This is a genomic window from Pandoraea pneumonica (genome assembly GCF_049918595.1).
GTDB lineage: Bacteria > Pseudomonadota > Gammaproteobacteria > Burkholderiales > Burkholderiaceae > Pandoraea > Pandoraea pneumonica_A.
This window is the reverse complement of record NZ_JBNCRZ010000001.1, coordinates 1,393,352-1,413,047: the sequence shown is the minus strand read 5'-3', so window position 1 is coordinate 1,413,047 and position 19,696 is coordinate 1,393,352. Positions and strand designations below refer to the sequence as shown.

Sequence of the window (19,696 nt, the reverse complement as noted above, 5' to 3'; positions counted from 1 at the left end):
CGCCGATGAGCGTCTTTCGCGTGCCAATAAAAACGGGCCTGCCGAGCAAAGCACCGTTCAAACTCACTGGAGTGTTGAACGGTGTGTGCATCGTCAGGCCCGTTTCGAATCAGTGGCGAGCGCTTAGTCGCGCTTCGGTTTGCCCATTAGCAGGGCAGCACCGACGCCATCGCGGCGTGCGGGGCGCGGACCGCGTTGCGCAAAATCGCTGCGCTCGCCCCCGCCTTGCCCGCGTGATGCGTTTTGGCCATCGCGACCATCACGCCCCTGCCCTTGGTACCCACCCGTGCCTTGCGCTGCGCGTTGTCCTTCGACGCGCTTCCCAGCACCGGCACCGCCGCCCGCACGCTTACCGGGTTGCGGGGCTTGATTGCCGCTGAAGCCGCCATTGCCGCCGTTACCGCCACGGCCACCGTTCGGGCCATTGGCACCGCCATTACGGCCGCCGTTCGCTGCCACGGCGGTACGCGGCGCATTGCGTTGTTCACCACGTTCACCATTACGGCCTGCGCCATCGGCACTATGACGCGGCTTACCGGCATCACCACCTTGGCGCGGGCTACGGTTGCCGTCACGGTTGCCATCGCGACCGCCCTCGCGGGCTTCGCGAGGCGCGCGTGCCGACTGACCGTCGCCACGACCACCGCGTCCGCCCGGGGCGCCGCCACGGCCACCCGGCTGATTCTTGCGAATCGGCTGCGCAACGGCATGCGGGTCCGGCTCGAAGCCCGGAATCACTTCGCGATCGATGGTGCGCTTGATCAGACGCTCGATGGCGGTGAGCAGTTGATGCTCGTCCACGCACACCAGCGACACGGCTTCACCCTGCGCACCGGCACGACCCGTACGGCCGATGCGGTGCACGTAGTCTTCCGCCACTTCCGGCAGATCGAAGTTCACCACGTGCGGCAGTTGATCGATGTCGATACCGCGCGCGGCGATATCGGTCGCGACCAGCACTTGCAGCGTGCCGCTCTTGAATTCGGCGAGTGCGCGGGTGCGGGCACCCTGACTCTTGTTGCCGTGAATCGCCAGCGCGGGCACACCGCCCTTCGTCAGCTGTTCGGCCAGACGGTTCGCACCGTGCTTGGTACGCGTGAACACGAGCACCTGGAACCAGTTGTGCTCGCGCACCAGATGTTCGAGCAGTTCGCGCTTGCGGTCGCGGTCGACCGGGTGAATCTTCTGCGCGACCGTCTCGGCCGTAGTGTTGCGGCGAGCCACTTCGATCAATGCGGGCGACTTCAGCAGGCCATCGGCCAGTTGCTTGATTTCGTCCGAGAACGTGGCCGAGAACAGCAGGTTCTGACGCTTCGCTGGCAGCACGGCCAGCACGCGGCGAATGTCGCGAATGAAGCCCATGTCCAGCATGCGGTCGGCTTCGTCGAGCACGAGAATCTCGACGCCCGACAAATCGACCGTCTTTTGCTGCATGTGATCGAGCAGACGGCCCGGCGTGGCGACGAGAATGTCGACGCCGCGCGCCAGTTGCTTGACCTGCGGCACCATCGACACACCGCCGAACACGGTCATCGAGTTGAGCTTCAGATACTTGCCGTATTGCGTGACGCTTTCTTCGACTTGCGCGGCCAACTCACGCGTGGGCGTGAGCACGAGCGCGCGCACACGGCGTTTGCCGTTGGCGGCAGCGGGGGCTGCACGCGACGAAAGCATTTGCAGAATCGGCAGCGTGAAGCCTGCCGTCTTGCCGGTACCGGTTTGGGCACCGGCGAGGAGGTCGCCGCCTTGCAGGACAGCCGGAATCGCTTGTTGTTGAATCGGGGTCGGTTGTGTGTAGCCGAGATCGCCGACTGCACGCAGGATGTCGGCCGATAGGCCGAGCGTTTCAAAAGACATATAAAGACCAATGCGCGGACTCCACGATGTGGGCCCCCGCGCGTATCGATTGTTTATTCTTGATGGAAAGCCCGCGTCGGGCGTGCGACGCGCGTCGCGCTCATCTGGGCAACGCGTCTGAAGACGCCGGCAAGACGACCCGCCGGCTGACTAAAAATCGAGCGGCTTGGCGGGCGAGGCCGTCGCGGGTACGGCCGTGTCTTGAAAGCCCGTAGTTTACCACGCGCCCCCGGCCGAGTCAGGTGAAGTGCCCGTCCGAACGGGCGCCGCCCTGCGCAATACGGTGCCGAGCCGCTACACTGACGCCATTCTCCCGACGCCCTGAGCGCAATTCCCCGTGCGATTCGATCTGACCGACCTGCGCCTGTGCCTGCTCGTGGCCGAGGCGGGCAGCATTACCGGCGGTGCCGAGCGCGCCCATCTGACCCTGGCGTCCGCCAGCGCGCGCATTCGCGGACTCGAAGACACGCTAGGTGTCGCCCTCTTCATGCGCCACCGCCAAGGGGTGATTCCCACCCCCGCTGGCCGCGCCCTGCTCGCTCACGCACGCCGGGTGCTAGCGCAGATCGAACAGATGCGCGGCGAGTTGGGCGAATACGCAGCGGGCCTCAAAGGCAACGTGCGCATTGCGTCGAATACGGTGGCCATGTCGGAATTTCTGCCCGATCTGCTGGGCGCGTTCCTCGCCGAGCATCCCAATGTGGAAATCGCGCTGCGCGAGCAGACCAGCCCGGCCGTCGTGCAGGCCGTATTGGAGGGCGCGGCCGATATCGGCGTCGTGTCCGACTGGATCGAGCTGACCGGGCTGGAAACCGTGCCGTTCCGGCAGGATCGGCTGGTTATCGTCACGCCGCCGGGCCATGCGCTGACGAAACGCGAGAGCGTTGCGCTCGTTGACGTCCTCGACGCTGAATTCATCGGCCTGCCGGAGCAAAGTGCGCTGGCCGAACACCTCGACGGCCACGCGAAGCGCGCGGGTCGCCCGTTGCGCTACCGACTGCGGCTGCGCGATTTCGACAGCTTGTGCCGGGCCGTCGCCGCAGGTGCCGCGCTCGGTATCGTGCCACTGAGCGCCGCCCGGCGCTCGGCGGCCACGCTGGGCATCGGCATCGTGCCGCTCTCCGACCCGTGGGCATTGCGCACGCTGGTGCTATGCGTGCGTGAGCGCGACGCCCTGCCCGTCTATGCCCGCCAGTTGCTCGACCGGCTGCAAGGCCCGGCGAGCCCCGTTATCTGCGACACCGCCACCGCCGTCGCCACAACCAACACTGCCGACACAAACAAAAACGGCACGACGTAATCGCCGTGCCGTTCATGCGACGCGGGCAAAACCTCTGCCCGTCGCACCGCTTTCTCGTTGCCGTTACATCGCCGCAGGCGTCGACACGCCACGACCACGCAACAGCGCATACAGGATGATCGCGCCGAACGTCGCGCAACCGATGCCGCCGAGCGAGAAGTTGCCGAATTTCAGCGTGAAGTCGCCAGCCCCGAGCACCAGCGTGACAGCGGCCACGATCAGGTTACGGTTGTCCGAGAAATCCACCTTGTTCTGCACCCAGATGCGCGCACCGGCCACCGTAATCAGGCCGAACACCACGATCGACACGCCGCCCAGCACCGGACCCGGAATCGTCTGGATCACCGCACCGAACTTCGGCGAGAAACCCAGCACCAGCGCGATCACCGCCGCCACAGCGAACACCACCGTCGAGTAGATCTTCGTCACGGCCATCACGCCGATGTTCTCGGCATACGTCGTCACGCCGGTACCGCCCACGCTGCCCGAGACAATCGTCGCCAGTCCGTCACCGAGGAATGCTCGGCCCATGTAACGGTCGAGGTTCTGACCGGTCATGGCGCTCACGGCCTTGATGTGGCCAAGGTTTTCCGCCACCAGAATGATCGCGATCGGCGCGAGCAGCACCATCGCTTCCGGCTTGAACACCGGCGCGGCGAAGTGCGGCAGGCCGAACCATGCGGCGTTGGCAACAATCGAGAAATCGATCGGCTTACCGAGGCCCATGCCGTTGGTGAGTACCGCGTAGAGGACGTAGGCGAGCAGCAAGCCGACGAGAATCAGCAGGCGTTGCACCATGCCGCGGGCAAACACGGCCACGAGGCCCACGCACAGCACGGTCGCCAGCGCCATCCACGTGTCGAAACTGGTGGCCGAGACGCCCTTCACGGCCACGGGGGCCAAGTTCAGACCGATCACCGCGACCACGGCACCGGTGACCACCGGCGGCATGAGGGCTTCGATCCAGCGGGTGCCGACCACCATGACGATCAGGCCGATGATGGCGTACGCCACCCCGCAGGCGATGATCCCGCCGAGTGCGACGGGGATATTCAGGTTCGGGCCGCTACCGGCGTAACCGGTGACCGAGATAACGAGACCGATGAAGGCGAAGCTCGACCCCAGATAGCTGGGCACGCGCCCGCCCACGAGTACGAAGAAGAGCAACGTGCCGATGCCCGACATGAAGATGGCGAGGTTCGGATCGAAGCCCATGAGCAGCGGTGCCAGCACGGTCGAGCCGAACATGGCGACCACGTGCTGCACGCCCATGGCGATGGTCTGCGGCCATGGCAGGCGCTCATCGGGCGCGATGACACGTCCGGACGCGGTGTCGCGCTGCTGCCATTTGGGGAAATAACCCTCTGCCATATCGATCTTCTCCTGTGTGTCGTGCGCAAAGTGGGCCAATCGGGAAAACTGGCGGCAGTGTACGGAGCGCACGACGGGAAGGCAAGGCGAGAAAAAGGGCAGCGGGCGGGGATACAACGGGTGCTCAATGCTTGCCCACGCCCTCCAGAATCAGATCGGCCAGCTTGGTGTAATTCCCGTCGAAGTGATGGCCGCCGGGCATTTTGACGATCTGCACGCGTTTGGGGTCGAGCCCCGGGCAATTACTGTCATCTTCATCCGCCCCATACACGCACATGGCAAGCCCATCGGGCAGGCGTTCGACTTCCGGGCGAATCGGCAAACCGTTCTGGCTCGACATCACCCAGTTCGTCATACGGAATTCGAAGTCGGCCTTCTGCCCCAGCCCCATCAGCACGAGCAGCGCCACGCGCTCCTTGCTCCCTGGCGGCATGCGATTGACCATGAACGGCAGCACGTCCGCGCCTTGCGAATAGCCGATAAGAATCACCCGCTTCTTGTTCCAGCGCGTTTGATAGAAGCGCACCAGCCGGTCGATATCGAGCGCGCCCGACGCCGGGGTGCGTGCCGACCAGAAGTAACGCAGCGAGTCGATGCCGACCACCGGCAAGCCGTGGGCGGCAAGCGCCCCGGCAACGTCGCGATCCAGCCCGGCCCAGCCGCCGTCGCCGGACAGCAGAATGGCAAAGGCATCGGACATATTGGCCGCGGGTTGGCCCGTCGCCGGGACTTCGATCACCGGCAAGTCGGCCACCGCCGCCGGTGGGCGCGCGGTGCCCGCCACGTGGTGCGCGTTAAGCCGCTTGAATGCGTTCTTATATTGCGTAAGCCAATCGGCCAACACCGGCGTGTTCGCGGGCGACGCGTCTGTGCCATCGCTCAGGCTGCCGAGACTGCCTGCCAGACCGCCGACCACCCAGCTCGCGTTCGAAGCCCGCGCGACGAAACCCTGCGCGAAGCGATCCGAGCAGCGCGGCGCCCGCGCTGTCGGGTTGCCCGCCGGGCCGCTCATGGCGAGCCACGGTGCCCCGAGTGCGGGGGCAGGCAGCAAGCGCATCGGTGCACCGCCTGCGGTGTGGGTAATGCCGCGCCCAAAATGCACGCCCTCGCCCTGACACAGCGGCTTGGCCATCGGCAGCGCCGGGCAGAAGTCCACCGACAGCGCACCGGAGAACGTCTCGCTCTTGGCTTGCGCGAGCATCGCGTAGGCAAACGTGCCACCGACGCCATCGCCCACCAGAATGGGCGGCGTGTAGCCGGGCAGCTTTTCGTAGGCTTCGAGAAAGCGGCCGAAGTTATCCAGATCCCCCGACGGGAACACGCAGGCGCCGTCATCCTTGGTGAAGTTCGCCATCAACCGCGCCGTGTCGATACCCGCCACGAGTGCGCCGGTGTCGACGAGGGCGCGCGCCATGCGCTCGGCACGCGGCGTCCAGCCATCGTCATCGGACAGAAACAGCACCGTGGCATTCGGCTCGCCCGCTGGGCGGAAGACCGGTATGTTTTCGAAGCGGCCATGCGAGATGACGTCGGTCGCCGCACCACGCGACGCAGCGGCGCCTGCGGCGGCCGCCGCCGCTGGGGCCATCACCGGCGCGGGCACGCTTGACGCCACGGACGGCGGCACCGCCACCGGACCCGCCTTCGGCGCAGGCTTGAGCACATTGCGCGCTTTGGCGGCCTGTTCGGTCGACTTGGCCGACGCGGCGGACGCAAGATCCGCGTGCGTCACGCTCTGCGCATAGGCGCTAGTCAATCCACTCGTGCTCAACGAGACCAGCAGCGCCGCCGCTACCAGCAACGGGCGCCGATTCGTTGTCGCACGACGCACAGGCACCGATTGTGTGAGTCGATTCGTCCGATCCATCCGAGCCGTCATTTCGTAATCATCCCCTTCCAGCCGCCACCCACGAGCGCCGCCACATCGGCGAGCGTGAGCATCGGTGCGAGTCCGCCGGGCGTCATCAGATAGCGCGCCTCCCATTGCGGATCGAATTTATCTTTGAAGCTGCGCAGCCCGCGGAAGTTATAGAAGCGCGCGCCGTGCGCGAACATCATCCGTCCGAAGCGATGCCAGCGCGGCGCGAGTTGATGGGTCACCATGCCCGACATCGGCGCCATGCCGAGTCCAAAGCGCTGATAGCCCTGCGCCTTGAAATGCAGCATGAGATTGGCGAACAAGAAGTCCATCGTGCCCGCGGGGGCGTCGGGCACCTGCCGCATCAGATCGATGCTCGCCTCGATGCGCTGCACCTCCGGGCACATGAGCGTCGCAAACGCCACGAGTCGCCCCTCGCGACGCACCAGCGCCACGGGTTGGCGAGCCACGTAGGTGTCGGTGAACGCGCCCAGCGAGAAGCCCTTCTCGCGCGTGTGCTGCCGGGCAAGCCATGCATCCGAGACGGCACGCATTTCCGGCAGATGCGGTGGTACGTCTTGCGGCGCTACGATTTCCAGCGTCAGCCCTTCGCGCTCGCCGCGCGCCACACCATGGCGCAGATTCGCGCGGCGCGAGCCCTGCAAACCGAATTCGGGCAGCGAGACGAAGGCTTCCTCACCTAGCTTGTACGCCCGCAAACCTGCATCGATATAGAGCGGCAATGCTTGCGGACGCGTCTTGTAAAACGCCGCGCGCCCGCCATGCGAATCGGCCAGCTCGATGAAGCGCCAGATCAACTCCGGCCACTCCTTCTGATCGCCCACCGGGTCGGCCAGCGAGACCCACGAGCGCCGATGCTTCGCGTACATGATGAAAGCGTTGCCCGACGGCGAGAACAGGAAGCTCTTGTCGCCCATCAGCGCGAGACATGCATCGGCAGCGGGCTGCTTCTGAATCACGGCACGCGCACGCGCCAGTTCTTCTTCGCTCGCGGGCACCATCGCTCCGGCCGACTGACGCAACAACTGCCAGAGCGACAAGCCGAGTCCGATGACGGCCACCACCATCAGCGCGCGCATCGAGCGCGGCGCATCGCCGTCGAACGTGAATTGCCACCAGAGTTGGTTCGCGTAGCCCACACGCCGGTAAGACATGAACATTAGCCACGTACACGCGCCCAGCACCGAGAGCACCGCGATGATCCAGCCCGGCTCGAAGGTCTGCGTGAACAACGACGAGCGCCGGTCGAACTGTTTGCGCGAGACGAGCAGCAACGTGGCCAGCACCGCCAGCACGAAGCATTCCGACAAGGCGATGCCCTTCGGAATGGCCAGCACCGCGGCCACGATGGTCAAGCCGAGCGAGCCCCACCATGCGGCATCGAGCCGATGCAGCAGCCCGCGGGCAAGAAACAGCATCGCCAGCCCGGCCACACTGCCCAGCAAGTGCGAGACTTCGACGAGGAAGAGCGGCACGTGCTGCCGCAGAAAGTCTTCCGCGTCGCGCGTGGCAGGCGTGACACCGGAGATCAGCAACATGACACCGGCTACGAGCGTGAGCGCCGCCAGCACCCCGGGGAACAACCGCACCGCCGCACGCCCAATCGGCGCCGCCGGGCTTTGCCGGAATTCGAACCACGCGAGCAGACACGCCGCGAGCATCAACGGCAGCAGGTAATAAATGCCGCGATAAAGCACCAGCGCGCCCGCCACCTGACTCACAGGCGCATGTCCGTTGGTGGCCAACAGAATCACCGCCTCGAACACCCCCACGCCGCCCGGCACGTGACTGAGCACGCCCAGCGCCATGGCGATGGCGTAGAACACGACGAACGTCGGCAGATCCACCACCCCGGCGGGCAGCAGACACCACAACGCGGCGGCGGCCATGCCGAGATCGGCGGCGGAGATCAGCAATTGCCGCAACGCCAGACGCAGCGGCGGCAGGGGCAGATCCCAGCGGCCGAAAATCGTCACCGTACGTTTGCGGGCACACACCGCGAGGAACCAGCCCGATCCGGCGAGCAGCAGCAGCGCCGCCGCCTGCAACATCCACGCGGGCACGGGCACCAGCGCGGAGACACGCGACGCACCCCAGAGCATCCCCAGCGAACCAAAGACGGTCATCCCCAGACCGAACGCGCCCGCGTTGAACGCCACCGCCTGCGCCACCTTCGGGGCATCGACACCCGCCGCCGCATACATGCGCATGCGCACCGTGCCACCCGTGAGCACGCCGAGGCCCACGGAGTTGCCCAGTGCGTAGGCGATGAACGACGTCAGCACGACGGTCGAGCGCTTGACCTTGGCCCCCGCAAATCGCAAGCCAGAGATGTCGTAACCGGTGAGTGCCGCGTAACTCGCTAGCGTTGCCAGCATGGCAAGCACGAGTCGCGTCACGGGCGTGGCGTGAATGGCGGCGATCACATCGTCGTAATGCACGTGCCGCAGCATGTGATGCAGCGCATCGAAAACGAACAGGCCGAGCAGGATGACGCCGCCGGCGATCAGCCAGGGGCGCGCAGCACTCCACGGCAAGCGGCGTATCCAGCGCCAGCGGGCGGGCAGCGCAAGAAGCGCAGCGGCATCTGCGTCCGAGGAGGTATCTGACGGCGGGTTGCCAGCACCCCCGCCACCGGCGGAAGCGGTAGCGCTACTGGGAGTCAGCCCGATACCCGACAGGGCATCGGGTACGGCTTCGGCGGGCCGGCTCGGGCGCGCGCGGGTGGGTTCAGTCATGTATCGGTCGATCCTTCGGCCGGTACGACGCCAACATCGGGACGCCGCCCCAAAGGCCTGTGGGCGTGTCGGAGCCTGTTGCCGATAGATTACACCGCGAAACGTGACAGGTCTTGTCGGCGTGCCGCTGACAGGCGGTGCGGGGAGGTGGAAAAGCCTTGTGCGACGGGGATTGGCAGAGGATGTCTCGGAACACGAGAGAGTTCTCGAAGGGGAATAGCGAACACGCGTCGGCGCGCACGCCCATGCCGTCGGGCGGGGGCGGCGGCGATTGCGTATGGCTATGGGTGAATTTCGGCGATATCTGCAACTTAATGTAAAATGCGGGGCTTTTGTTAGGTAGTTACGCGAAGTTTTTCCTAAACTTCGATCAATCTTAAAGATCGCCGCAATGCGGCAAGTGCGCACCCCGAATCATTCCGACTCCGAAGAGAGTCGATTCGATGTCCATCGGAAGGTGCGCGGGGGGTTTAAAAAATGGTCGTCGTTCGGCACAGCCGATCGGCAGGGGCACGTTTGACCACGCTTGATGCGTTGCGTTGCATATCACGCAGCGCGCCGGGCGTGATATCGCGCATTGGCGCACGCTTTCGCGGCGTCGCCGATGTGTTCGATGCGAAACCGCGTCAGTCTTTTCGGGGGCTGGCGGCGGCCGTCCTGTTGGGGACGGCGAGCCTGCTGACGGCAGTCAATGCGCTTGCGCAGAACAATTTATCGGCGGCAGCCTCTGCCAGCAGTGCGAACAATGCTGGCAGTGCGGTTGTCGCGTTGCCCGCTACGGGCGGCTCGGTGCCCATCAATCCGGCAGCACCGATCGGGCAGTCGACCATGACACAGGGCGTGGCGCAGCTCAAGGAGCGCTACAACCTGTCGCACGTCTGGCTGCGCTCGGAAACCGACGGTGGCTCGTCGCTCGAAGCGGCGACGCCCGGGGACGATGCCTCGCGCATGCTCCCGGTCGCCAGTCTCTCGAAGTCGGTCACTGCCATCGGCATCGCCCTGCTCGTGCAGCAGGGCAAGCTCTCGCTCGACGCGAAGCTCGGCGACCTGCTCGACGCCTACTCCAAGGAACACGGCAAGCCGCTCGATCCGAGTCTGCGCGAGCTGACCGTGCGCCGTCTGCTCGCCCACCGCGCAGGGCTCGCGACCAACGCTTATAACGACCCCATCAACGGGTTGTACAGCGGGCTGGCCATTCGCCGCGTCGGCGGCAGCTCGGACTTCTTCAACTATCTCGATGCGGGTGACGCCGGTCACTCCACGGGCAAGTCCGACTTCGTGTATTCGAACGTCTCGTATCTGCTGCTGGGGATGGTGATCGAGGCGGTCTCGGGCGACGACTACAAAGACTTCTGCGAGAAGAACATCTTTGGCCCGCTCGGCGTCACCGACGCGACCCTGCCCGATAGCTGGCGATTGCTCGCCCCGTTTGCGGGCTGGCAGATGTCGACGTCGGCGCTGCTCAAGGTGTGGCGCGTGTTCGATATTCGCCGTCCGAGCCTGCTCACGGAGAAGACGTTGCGAGCGTTGTTGCTCGACAAGCAGGCAGGGCCGATCAACCCGGATCGGGACGTCTTTTACACGTTGGGGGTGTTTCTGGTGCCGGGGTCGAGCGACCGGAGCTATCGCATCAGTCACGATGGCATTGCCGACTTCTTCCGCACGCAGTCGACCTATTACACCGTGGTGGAGAAGACCGTGCCGGGTGAAAGCTGGGCGCTCGTCGTCTCGCCGATTCCGCCGCGCGGGCAATTCGGCGCCATCCAGCGCGACGTGCGCAAGATCATTCGACAGGCGCGTCTGGTGCCGTAACTTTGCGGCGGCGGGGGGCGGGTTTCTCCGCTTTCGCGGCTTTATTCGCGGCTTTAGTGGCTTCCGGCAAGGGCGGCGCGCACTGCGCGTCGCTCACGCCAAAATCGATGGCGAGCTTCCCGGCAATCAGTGCGCGCTTTTGTGTCGCACTCAATTGCTTCACCCGATACTCGGCGCGTGACGCCGCCGAGCGATCCGCAAAATCCAACGACAACAAGATGCGCGACGGCGGATAGGCTCGCGTGAAGCGCGCGCCTTTGCCCGCGACATGGGCGGCGTAGCGAGCTTCCACATCCACCGTGATGCCGGTGTAAATGCGCGATCCCGCGCATTCGAGCAGATAGAGAAACCACGGTTTGCGCGGCGACGTGTCTGTCATGCCTTCGCCCGTCCTTCACGCGTGAACTCTCGCGGCGACACGCCTAACGCGCGGCGGAACATGGCCGAGAACGCGGCCGGGTTCGCATAACCGAGGCGCGCCGCCACACTCGCCACCGGCACACCGCGCGCAATCCAGTCGACAGCACGCGCCAGACGCACCTGTTGTCGCCACGTGCCGAAACTCGTTCCCAACTCCGTACTGAACAGCCGCGCGAGCGTGCGCTCCGACGCGCCCACTTCGTCCGCCCATTGCGCCAGCGACCGGTCGTCGTCGGGTTGCTCCATCAGCGCGTCGCACAGCAATCGCAGACGACGATCGGTGGGCATCTGCAAATCGAGCGAGACAGGGGGCGCGTCGCGCAGCTCCTCGATAAGCAGCGCCGTGATGAGTTCATGACGTCGCGCCGTGACCGGCGCCTCACTTGCCAGTGCAGCGGCCAGATCGCGCAGCAGCGGCGATGCCTCGATCACGACACACCGATCCGCGGGCAAAGGCGACGCCTCGGGCCAGATATACAGTGCGTAGAATTCGGCAACGCCTAGTGCCGCCACTTCGTGCAGCATTTCCGCGGGCACCCACGCTGCGCGGAAGATCGGTGCGATCAGGCTGGTATTGCCCGCGCTGATACGCAGACCACCGCGCAACGGGCAGATCAACTGTCCCCACGCATGGCGATGCGATTCGATGAGCGCGTCGGCAGGCGGTGTGCGCAGATGCGCGATGACCGGCGCTTCAGCGCTGGGCGCCGTGCGTGGCATCGGGAAGAAGTTCGGACGCGCCGCTGGCGCGCGCGGGGGGCGTGGCATGTTCGCGTTGGTATTTGTCCGTATCGGGGTGTCCTCCACCCTGATGAGCCGCTAGCATACGGCATGACCGGCGCGATGCAAGGCCCCCTACCCCCGTCGCCGGTCGCACCGACTTTCTGGCCCATCATCACAACGACAAGCGCCATGACCGATTCTTCGTCGCAACACCCGCCCGGCAGTGCCGCGCCTTCCAGCACACCGCCGCCCGGTTCGCCCGCCCCCGCGAACGCTTCGCCAACCGAGAACAGCCACACGAGCCACCTCCGCCGCGAACGCCTGCGTGCGCAAGTGCGCGCCCTCTCCGGCTATGCCATCTACGTCGTGCTGGCGTTGGCCCTGTGGGCGGCCAGTCACGGCAGCACCACGCTGGGACTGACACCCACCGCCGCGCAGGCCGCTGTGCTCGTGCTATTCACGATCGGCGCGTGGGCCTTCGGCCTGTTCCCCGAGCCGATCACGACGCTCACGTTCTTCCTGCTCGCTGTATTGCTTCACGTCGCGAAGCCCGAAGTCATCTTCGCGGGCTTCCATTCCGCGGCATGGTGGCTCGTGTTCGGGGGCGCCGTGACCGGCATTGCGGTGCGCACCACAGGTCTCGGCACGAAGCTTGCCGCGACGCTGTTTGCGCTCAAGCGTCCGACCTACCCGCGCTATGTCGCATCGGTCATGGTGGCGTGCGTGGGCCTCGCATTCGTGATGCCGTCGACGACCGGCCGCATTCTGCTGCTGATTCCTATCGTGCTGGCCTTGGCCGACCGTATCGGACTCACCGAAGGGCGGCGCGGACGCACCGGACTCGTCATGACCGTGGCCGCCGCGAGCTACATGCCGCCGACGACGATCCTGCCCGCCAACATTCCCAACAGCGTGCTGATGGGGGCCGCCGATTCCTTCTACGGCGTGAAGCTGCATTACGCCCCGTACCTGTTGCTGCACTTCCCCGTACTCGGCGCACTGAAAGCCGTGATTCTGGTGTGGGCGATTTGCCGGTTGTTCCCGGATAACGGCCCGTTGGAGAACACCAAAGACACCGTCGCGCCGCCGTTATCGATCGATGCCCGCCGACTCTCGGTGCTGCTTGCGCTGGCGCTCGCCGGGTTTGCGACCGACGCGTGGCACGGTATCTCCCCTGCGTGGATCTCGGTGGCCGCTGCGATCATTTGCCTGTTGCCTGCCGTTCACATCGTCACGCCGAAAACCTTCACCGAACAAATGCACATCACGCCGCTGATCTACGTGGCGGGGTTTCTCGGTGTCGGCGCGGTGGTTGCCGATACGGGGCTGGGCGAGAAGCTCGCGCGTCTGTGTCTCGACGCCGTGGGCATGATGCCCGGCACGCCCGTCATCAACGCGGCGTGGCTGATCGTCATCGGGGCGGCCATCGGACTGGTGGCGACGTTGCCCGGACTTCCGGCGGTGCTCACACCGCTCGCCGGACAACTCTCCACCGCGAGCGGTCTGCCGCTCTATACCGTGTTGATGTTGCAGGTGCCGGTGTTCTCCACGGCGGTGCTGCCGTATCAGAGCCCACCGATGATGATCGCCATGCATCTCGGCGGCGTCGGCATGCGCGACGGCACCCGGCTGACACTGCTCATGACAGCCATCACGCTCGTATTTCTCTTCCCTCTCGATTACCTCTGGTGGCGAGTGCTCGGCATGCTGCCGTAAATACTCTTGAGTCCTGAATATCCCTGACGGGCGAAGGGCTGCGTTGGCACGGGGCTTGCATGACATGTCGTGCAGCCCATGTGGCACCACAACGCAGCGTACGTTTGGGAGATCGTTCATGACAGCACCGGAGAGAATCGTCGAGTTGGCGCACAGCGTCAAAAACATTGCCGACGACAAGATCGCGACCATCGCCCACATTACCCGGGAGACCAAATACCTTGCGCTCAATGCGCTCATCGAAGCGGCACGTGCAGGCGACGCGGGACGGGGGTTCGCGGTTGTCGCCAACGAAGTGAAGCATGTGTCCGAGCGCATCACGAACATCGCGGGCGACTTGACGACGGAACTGGCAGGCTCGCTCAGCGAGTTGTCGTCGTTGGGCGACAGCATGATCGGCCAACTGGAGCAGCATCGCGGCCAACGGCTCTCCGATCTTGCGCATCACATGATCGAGATCATCGATCGCAACCTGTACGAGCGCTCTTGCGACGTGCGCTGGTGGGCCACCGATGCGGCGCTCGTCGATGTCTTGAGCGCGCCCTCGCCCGAAGCTGCGCGCCACGCGTGCCGACGCCTCGGTGTGATTCTCGACAGCTACACGGTGTATCTCGATCTGTGGGTGGCGGATGCCGATGGTCGCATCGTCGCCAACGGCCGTCCTGATCGCTATCCGGGCGTGATCGGTGCCGACGCTTCGCGACACCCGTGGTTTCTCAAAGCGATGAGCACGCCTAGCGGGGCCGACTACGCGGCGTTCGACGTACGCCGCGCCAAGCTGTTGCATAACGCCGAAGTCGCGACGTACGCGACGGCGATTCGTGAGGATGGCGAAAAGCACGGCGCACCGCTCGGTGCGCTGGGCATCTTCTTCGACTGGGCACCGCAGGCGAAAGCTGTCGTGGAGGGGGTGCCGCTGTTGCCCGCCGAACGGGCGCGCACGCGGTGCTTGTTGCTTGATGCGGAGCATCGCGTGCTGGCGTCGAGCGATGGCGAAGGGATACTGCTCGAGCGCTTCGGTTTGCATCGCCCGCGCGACAGTGCCTCGCCATCCACGGGCTTTTACGATGCTGGCGACGACAGCCTGATCGGCTATGCGCTCACGCCCGGGTACGAGACTTATGAGGGATTGGGATGGTACGGCGTGGTGCAGCAATGGGACGAGCGCCCGGCATTGGCCGCGTCACGCACCACGCTGGTGCCGGACCAACACCCAATAGGAGACCCGGCAACAGCACGAGCGCTACCAGCACATGCCGCCGCGGCAGTTGGCATCTTAGCGGCTTAGGCGGCTGCCGCAGCGTCGACGCCGAGCTGCCTATGCGTGCGATGGTCACGGGACTCGCGAGAAGGCCGCGCACGGAAACACCAGCCAGCGCTCGCCGTCGATCGTCTGAAACGTAGCGCCCAGCGCGCATAGGCGCGTCGCCAGTCGCGCGCGGGCCTTGTGCAACGACGCGCGAGCCATCGACGGCAGCATCATGCCGCGAATTTGCACCACGTCGGGCATCGCGCCCGACAACCGTCGCAGTAACGCAACGAGCCCCGGCACGATATCCGTACCGGGGCTCGCGCCGCTCTCGAGATCGGCCACGACAAGGTCGTCGCCGTCTCTGCGCAGCACCACCTCACCGCCTGTCATGCCGACACGCCAACCGATCCAGACGGCGGTTTGTCCCCATTGCACCGGCTGTGGGGACAAACCCAGCGCAACGAGATGCCGATGCAGTTCGAGACGCGTGTCGCGACGATTCATCGTTGGCTCATGATCGTCTGATTCAACTGCTTGGCCAGTTCAACGAACTGCCGCACGATGTCGACGCCGCGCTCGATGGACTGCCCGCCCGCCTCGCCGGCTTTATGGCCGTCGCCGCCAATCCCCTCCGCCGCCTCTTTTCGAAACTGCATCTCGACGTTCTTGTAAGTCGCATCGCGCTCGTAGCGCGCATGCTCAAGCGTGCCCCCCGCATTCAGTCCCTTGTCGGTGCCACCGCCAACGGCTTGTGCGAGTTGCGAGATCGCTTGGAACGCATAGGTGTCTATTTTCGGTATCGCATACGAGCTAAGTCCCGCCCCGCCGATTAGCGTCTGAAACAATCCACCCGCGATCTGGAAACCCGCCTGCCGCTTGTTGCCCTCGTAGCGCAGATCCGCCTCCACTCGCATGGCGTCGAACCGCGCCATATCGTGCGTCCATCGTTCGGACCGGGTCTGCGCCGCGCTGCTTCGCTGCGTCGCGGCAAGCTTGTCGAACATATCGGTCATCAAGCGCATGAGTTCCGCGAGCATGCCACGCAAATTTTCCGAGAACTGCTCGACTCGGTGGTTCGCTTGTCGCACCAACTCGTCGACGTCTGTCGACGCGGTCAACTCGCCACCCTTGCGCGGACCTTCCGCGTCAGCGGCCGGGTCCATCACGATGGCAGTCCCGCAACCGTTATCGAACGAAACGGCACTGCTGCCCACTACCCGTATTGCTTCCATGCTTGCCATTGCTCACTCCTTGGTTGAATTGAAATTGGCGCCTCGGTCGATCAGGCCCACTTCGCCACGATGTCGTCGCGCAAGCGCGCGCGCTCCTGAATCGCGTCCATTGCCCGGCGCATGCTCTGTGCGTGCAGCCTGCCGAGCAAGCGTTGCTGCTTGATCATGTTGTCGCGGTCTTCGCCAAGCCGGTGCTGATTCACATCGAGTATTTCGCGAGTAATGTTCAGCTCGTCGACCTCACGGCGAAGCGCGCTCGATTGCAAACGAATGGCGGCGTGACTCACACTGCGCGTGCCGCCCAACAGGGACTTCACGCCGGTGCTCAGATGCGATCGCGCGAACCAGAGATCTGTCTTCTGCGTGACGCGTTGCAGGCCGGTCTGCACCTGCTGACGCACGGCCTTCGCAAATTCCTTGCGTGTCATTTGCTCGACACCGTCGTTCGCGGCTTTCCTGATCACCTCGTTGACCGATTTCTTGACGACACGCTGCGTCTGACGATTGAGCATCTCCTGAGCACCGGTGCCTTTGAAGAGCGGCCCCCAGAGCGATCTCGACTGGCGTTGCAGCGCGTCCTTCCCGCCCACTCGCCATAACGTTTTGGCGCGACGCGACGCGGTGATCAACGTCTTGAGCTCCGTTTGCACGTGTTGCAGCGTTTGCGCAGATTGTTTGAGCGCGGCCGGTCCGGCGGTGCGTACCGTGGCACCAGCGCTGTGCATCACCGCGTTCTCGACGGTGTCGCCGATGCGCGTCGATGCGCTCTTGAACCGAACGATGTCTTTGCCCTTGCTTGTGACACCCACCACACTCTTGCCCCCGCGCATGACCGCATTGCTCGCCATGCGGCTCACGCTAGCGGTCACGTCCACGACCGTCGCGGCCATACTCAACGACATTTGCACAGTCGATGCTTGCGCGGCGCGTTCGCGCCACTGATCGGCGCGCCCTTTGTCGACCAGCGCCATCGTGTTGGACAAGGCGACGCCAACCCCAGCCACACCGGCCGCCAGCGTCAACACCCCGCCGGCCATCAGCATCGGGTTTGCGGTCATGAAACCCGCGACGGTTTTGCCGATGCCGACAGCGATATCGACGGCGGCAATCACCCAGTCGAAGACGGCGCCGACAATGCCGCCCTTGCGCACCTGATTCGCCTCCTGGGCGCGTAGCTCTCGCTCCGTGCCCATCGTTTCGATGCGCTCCCGGTTGATTTCAGCCAGCCGGTCGGTCGCGGCTTTCATGGCATCGGCGTTGTTCCGGTTAACGTGCGCGGTTAGATTCATCGCCACGAACGTCATCGCCAGCAGCTGAGAATTCAGCCCGTATCCGTCGGATTGGATCATCGCGTCGTAGGGATCGAAGCCGAGGTCATCGACGCTCGATTGCGACGCTACCGGCGATGCACTGCGAAGCGTTTGCGCCAGCTCGTCAAGTTGGGCACGAACGCGTTGCATGGCCGCCTCGACATCCGCATCGACCGACTCGTCACTTTGCTTCCGTCCTTCATCGAGGACCGTGTCCGGTGCGGGCGGCAAGAACGTCATCGGCCAAGGCGCCGAGGTCTGAGCGGTCGGGACCGAAGACACTGGATGTCGAGCGGCCACCGGAACTGCCGTCTCGACGTGAGGCAATGTGGTGGCGATGCGCGGCGAACTGCCGCCACCACCAGCGTTGCGAAACTGAAGGGAATTCATGTAACAGACTCCGTAGAGCGCGTCAGCGTGTCGATCTGCTCGCGCGCTGCGCGGCGAAGGCCTTGGTAGTCATCCCGATCACCGGTCTGACGCAGCGCGGCCGCGAAAGCCGTCAGCGCTTCATCACGCCTGCCCAGCCGCACATAGGCTTGTGCCGCATAGAACGGTGGCTGCGGCTCGGACGGCCGCACGATTCCCGCTTTGATAAAGCAGAACAGTGCATTGCGATAGTCGGCACGCCGCCCCAGACAATGCCCAAGACTTAGCCACGCTTCGTAGTGCCAAACGTCTAGCGTCGCCACCAGCCGAAATCCTGCCTCGGCCTGCGGCCAACGCCCGGCAGCAAAATCGGCTGCCGCCTGGCGGTAGATGACCGTGAGATCGTTGTCGTCGACACCCGCCAGCGTGGCGAGCGCACCACCGCCCGCCACGAACGACGCATAGTCGGTGCATTCGAACAACGGCGGCAGGTGACGCGTACTCATCTCGTGGACTGCACAATCGCTTCGCGCATCTTGTTGATCATCGCTTGGATGTTGTTCGCCAAGTTCATCATGGTCGTCAGGAACGACGTCATTTCGCTGAGCGTGAGCATCAACCGTTCGTTGTCGCTCTTCTTCGACGAGACGAGATTCTCCAAGTGCGAGCGCAGCTCTTCGAGATCGCCTTTGGTCATGTGGCTTTTCATCGTTGTACCGTCGACGAATTTTTTCCCCGCGGGCACGTGGTTGTTGATGAACGTCGCAAATGCTTCGCTGTCGCCGCCATCGAATTTCGCCGTGTCGCTTGCGTTGGCGAGTTTGGCGATCATGCCCTGCAAGACGGCCTGATTGGTACTCGCGGCCTTGGCAATCTCGCTCTCGGCGCGCATGTGATCGTAGTTGTCGTATAACGTCTTGGTGCGCAGCTTGAACACGTCCAACAGGGAATCGACACTGCCTGCGAGGCCATCGCGTTTCGCGAGTGCGCCGCTCGCTGCGATCTGTGTCTTGCCGGATTCGCCGGTTTTTCCCTCCTTGTCCGAGGGAGTCGCAAATCCGAACGGAAACGTCATGCGCTGCGGCGCCAAAATCGTCTTACCCGGCCCACTCACAACACCGCCACCGCCAAAGACGATGGTGTTGATGCTCGGCTTTACGGGACGTGACGGTGCTGGCATCGGCGTCACGTCTAACGGCCCCGGATCGAACCCTTTCTCGCTCTTCACGCGGTCGCGTTGCCCGGCGCTGCGCTCGTAGTCTTTGTTCCAGATGCCTTTCCCGATGACGTCGAGCTTGTTCGACATATCTTCGAGTTCCGCCATCGAATATGTCGTGATCACCTTCTTATCGACGAGCGAAGCGATGTGCGTTTGATACATCGACTGCGACCAGCCCGCCTTCTTCATGGCGTCCGGCATTCCCTTCGGGATATAACCGTGCTCCGTCTTGATCCACTTATGCGGCTCGGTCAGGACCTTGACGCGCAGGGTCGCGTGCCACTCCTCCATCTTGTTGACGTGCTCAATCTGGCGGCCTTTCTGATAGTTGGTGTAGTTTGCGTCGATGCGCTGTTGTCCACCCTCCATATCCCTCGTCTCATTCCAGCCGTTCGGGATGAACGCCCCCTTGTTGTACAAGTCCTGATGCCAGCCCCAAGCGTCACCGTAACCTTTGAATTCTGTCGTCGACATTTGCTTCTCCTTAACCTTCGTGAA

15 protein-coding genes are annotated in these 19,696 nt (G+C 64.4%); 4 read left to right on the top strand and 11 right to left on the bottom strand.

The window, feature by feature from the left end; genetic code table 11:
- Positions 1-123 precede the first annotated feature (123 nt).
- Positions 124-1,857, bottom strand: a complete 1,734-nt coding sequence (locus tag ACPWR9_RS06440; protein WP_426295987.1) for a DEAD/DEAH box helicase — start codon at positions 1,855-1,857, stop codon at positions 124-126.
- A 337-nt stretch (positions 1,858-2,194) separates the two neighbouring features.
- Here ACPWR9_RS06440 and ACPWR9_RS06435 point away from each other — a divergent pair, with 337 nt between their 5' ends.
- A complete protein-coding gene (locus ACPWR9_RS06435; RefSeq protein ID WP_426295988.1) occupies positions 2,195-3,157 on the top strand; it encodes a LysR substrate-binding domain-containing protein in 963 nt (320 codons plus the stop codon).
- Positions 3,158-3,220: 63 nt separating this feature from the next.
- Here the strand turns inward: ACPWR9_RS06435 and ACPWR9_RS06430 are convergent, their stop codons facing one another.
- The 3 genes from ACPWR9_RS06430 to mprF all read right to left on the bottom strand — a co-directional run bounded on the left by ACPWR9_RS06430 (position 3,221) and on the right by mprF (position 9,145).
- On the bottom strand, positions 3,221-4,528 hold the full coding sequence (locus ACPWR9_RS06430) for a solute carrier family 23 protein (RefSeq protein WP_426295989.1): 1,308 nt from the start codon (positions 4,526-4,528) through the stop codon (positions 3,221-3,223).
- Positions 4,529-4,652: 124 nt separating this feature from the next.
- On the bottom strand, positions 4,653-6,407 hold the full coding sequence (locus ACPWR9_RS06425) for a virulence factor family protein (protein ID WP_426335285.1): 1,755 nt from the start codon (positions 6,405-6,407) through the stop codon (positions 4,653-4,655).
- The gene (gene mprF, locus ACPWR9_RS06420; protein ID WP_426295991.1) at positions 6,404-9,145 is read right to left on the bottom strand and encodes a bifunctional lysylphosphatidylglycerol flippase/synthetase MprF; all 2,742 of its coding nucleotides are present in this window, start codon (positions 9,143-9,145) and stop codon (positions 6,404-6,406) included. The genes ACPWR9_RS06425 and mprF overlap by 4 nt, the downstream gene beginning before the upstream one ends.
- Before the next feature lie 516 nt (positions 9,146-9,661).
- On the opposite strand from mprF, the gene ACPWR9_RS06415 reads away from it, so the two are divergent.
- Positions 9,662-10,957 (top strand): serine hydrolase domain-containing protein, encoded by a 1,296-nt coding sequence (locus tag ACPWR9_RS06415; RefSeq protein WP_426295992.1) that lies wholly within the window; start codon positions 9,662-9,664, stop codon positions 10,955-10,957.
- Here ACPWR9_RS06415 and ACPWR9_RS06410 read toward each other — a convergent pair.
- Both ACPWR9_RS06410 and ACPWR9_RS06405 read right to left on the bottom strand, forming a co-directional pair.
- Entirely contained in the window at positions 10,929-11,336 is a 408-nt protein-coding gene (locus tag ACPWR9_RS06410) for a GIY-YIG nuclease family protein (protein WP_426295993.1), read from the bottom strand. The genes ACPWR9_RS06415 and ACPWR9_RS06410 overlap by 29 nt on opposite strands.
- On the bottom strand, positions 11,333-12,145 hold the full coding sequence (locus tag ACPWR9_RS06405; protein WP_426295994.1) for a helix-turn-helix domain-containing protein: 813 nt from the start codon (positions 12,143-12,145) through the stop codon (positions 11,333-11,335). The genes ACPWR9_RS06410 and ACPWR9_RS06405 overlap by 4 nt, the downstream gene beginning before the upstream one ends.
- Before the next feature lie 144 nt (positions 12,146-12,289).
- Between ACPWR9_RS06405 and ACPWR9_RS06400 the strand changes: the two genes are divergently transcribed.
- Together ACPWR9_RS06400 and ACPWR9_RS06395 are read left to right on the top strand one after the other, a co-directional pair.
- Positions 12,290-13,816, top strand: coding sequence for an SLC13 family permease (locus ACPWR9_RS06400; protein WP_426295995.1), 1,527 nt, complete (start codon positions 12,290-12,292; stop codon positions 13,814-13,816).
- 118 nt (positions 13,817-13,934) lie between these two features.
- Positions 13,935-15,104 (top strand): methyl-accepting chemotaxis protein, encoded by a 1,170-nt coding sequence (locus tag ACPWR9_RS06395; protein ID WP_426295996.1) that lies wholly within the window; start codon positions 13,935-13,937, stop codon positions 15,102-15,104.
- A 45-nt stretch (positions 15,105-15,149) separates the two neighbouring features.
- On the opposite strand, the gene ACPWR9_RS06390 is transcribed toward ACPWR9_RS06395, so the two are convergent.
- Genes ACPWR9_RS06390 through ACPWR9_RS06370 form a run of 5 tightly spaced genes read right to left on the bottom strand, consistent with a single transcriptional unit; the run spans position 15,150 to position 19,672 of the window.
- Entirely contained in the window at positions 15,150-15,572 is a 423-nt protein-coding gene (locus ACPWR9_RS06390; RefSeq protein WP_426295997.1) for a hypothetical protein, read from the bottom strand.
- Positions 15,569-16,309 carry a hypothetical protein gene (locus ACPWR9_RS06385; protein WP_426295998.1) on the bottom strand — a complete coding sequence of 247 codons (741 nt, stop codon included), beginning with the start codon at positions 16,307-16,309 and terminating at the stop codon, positions 15,569-15,571. The genes ACPWR9_RS06390 and ACPWR9_RS06385 overlap by 4 nt, the downstream gene beginning before the upstream one ends.
- A 41-nt stretch (positions 16,310-16,350) precedes the next feature.
- Positions 16,351-18,000 carry a type III secretion system translocon subunit SctE gene (gene sctE / locus ACPWR9_RS06380; RefSeq protein WP_426295999.1) on the bottom strand — a complete coding sequence of 550 codons (1,650 nt, stop codon included), beginning with the start codon at positions 17,998-18,000 and terminating at the stop codon, positions 16,351-16,353.
- The gene (locus ACPWR9_RS06375; protein WP_426296000.1) at positions 17,997-18,485 is read right to left on the bottom strand and encodes a hypothetical protein; all 489 of its coding nucleotides are present in this window, start codon (positions 18,483-18,485) and stop codon (positions 17,997-17,999) included. The genes sctE and ACPWR9_RS06375 overlap by 4 nt, the downstream gene beginning before the upstream one ends.
- Positions 18,482-19,672, bottom strand: coding sequence for a hypothetical protein (locus ACPWR9_RS06370; protein ID WP_426296002.1), 1,191 nt, complete (start codon positions 19,670-19,672; stop codon positions 18,482-18,484). The genes ACPWR9_RS06375 and ACPWR9_RS06370 overlap by 4 nt, the downstream gene beginning before the upstream one ends.
- Positions 19,673-19,696: the final 24 nt, after the last annotated feature.

Bases quoted from the DNA above. Each gene is read 5' to 3' on its own strand.
- ACPWR9_RS06440 (WP_426295987.1), bottom strand. From the start codon at position 1,857: ATGTCTTTTGAAACGCTCGGCCTATCGGCCGACATCCTGCGTGCAGTC.
- ACPWR9_RS06430 (WP_426295989.1), bottom strand. From the start codon at position 4,528: ATGGCAGAGGGTTATTTCCCCAAATGGCAGCAGCGCGACACCGCGTCC.
- ACPWR9_RS06425 (WP_426335285.1), bottom strand. From the start codon at position 6,407: ATGACGGCTCGGATGGATCGGACGAATCGACTCACACAATCGGTGCCT.
- mprF (WP_426295991.1), bottom strand. From the start codon at position 9,145: ATGACTGAACCCACCCGCGCGCGCCCGAGCCGGCCCGCCGAAGCCGTA.
- ACPWR9_RS06410 (WP_426295993.1), bottom strand. From the start codon at position 11,336: ATGACAGACACGTCGCCGCGCAAACCGTGGTTTCTCTATCTGCTCGAA.
- ACPWR9_RS06405 (WP_426295994.1), bottom strand. From the start codon at position 12,145: ATGCCACGCCCCCCGCGCGCGCCAGCGGCGCGTCCGAACTTCTTCCCG.
- ACPWR9_RS06400 (WP_426295995.1), top strand. From the start codon at position 12,290: ATGACCGATTCTTCGTCGCAACACCCGCCCGGCAGTGCCGCGCCTTCC.
- ACPWR9_RS06395 (WP_426295996.1), top strand. From the start codon at position 13,935: ATGACAGCACCGGAGAGAATCGTCGAGTTGGCGCACAGCGTCAAAAAC.
- ACPWR9_RS06390 (WP_426295997.1), bottom strand. From the start codon at position 15,572: ATGAATCGTCGCGACACGCGTCTCGAACTGCATCGGCATCTCGTTGCG.
- ACPWR9_RS06385 (WP_426295998.1), bottom strand. From the start codon at position 16,309: ATGGCAAGCATGGAAGCAATACGGGTAGTGGGCAGCAGTGCCGTTTCG.
- sctE (WP_426295999.1), bottom strand. From the start codon at position 18,000: ATGAATTCCCTTCAGTTTCGCAACGCTGGTGGTGGCGGCAGTTCGCCG.
- ACPWR9_RS06375 (WP_426296000.1), bottom strand. From the start codon at position 18,485: ATGAGTACGCGTCACCTGCCGCCGTTGTTCGAATGCACCGACTATGCG.
- ACPWR9_RS06370 (WP_426296002.1), bottom strand. From the start codon at position 19,672: ATGTCGACGACAGAATTCAAAGGTTACGGTGACGCTTGGGGCTGGCAT.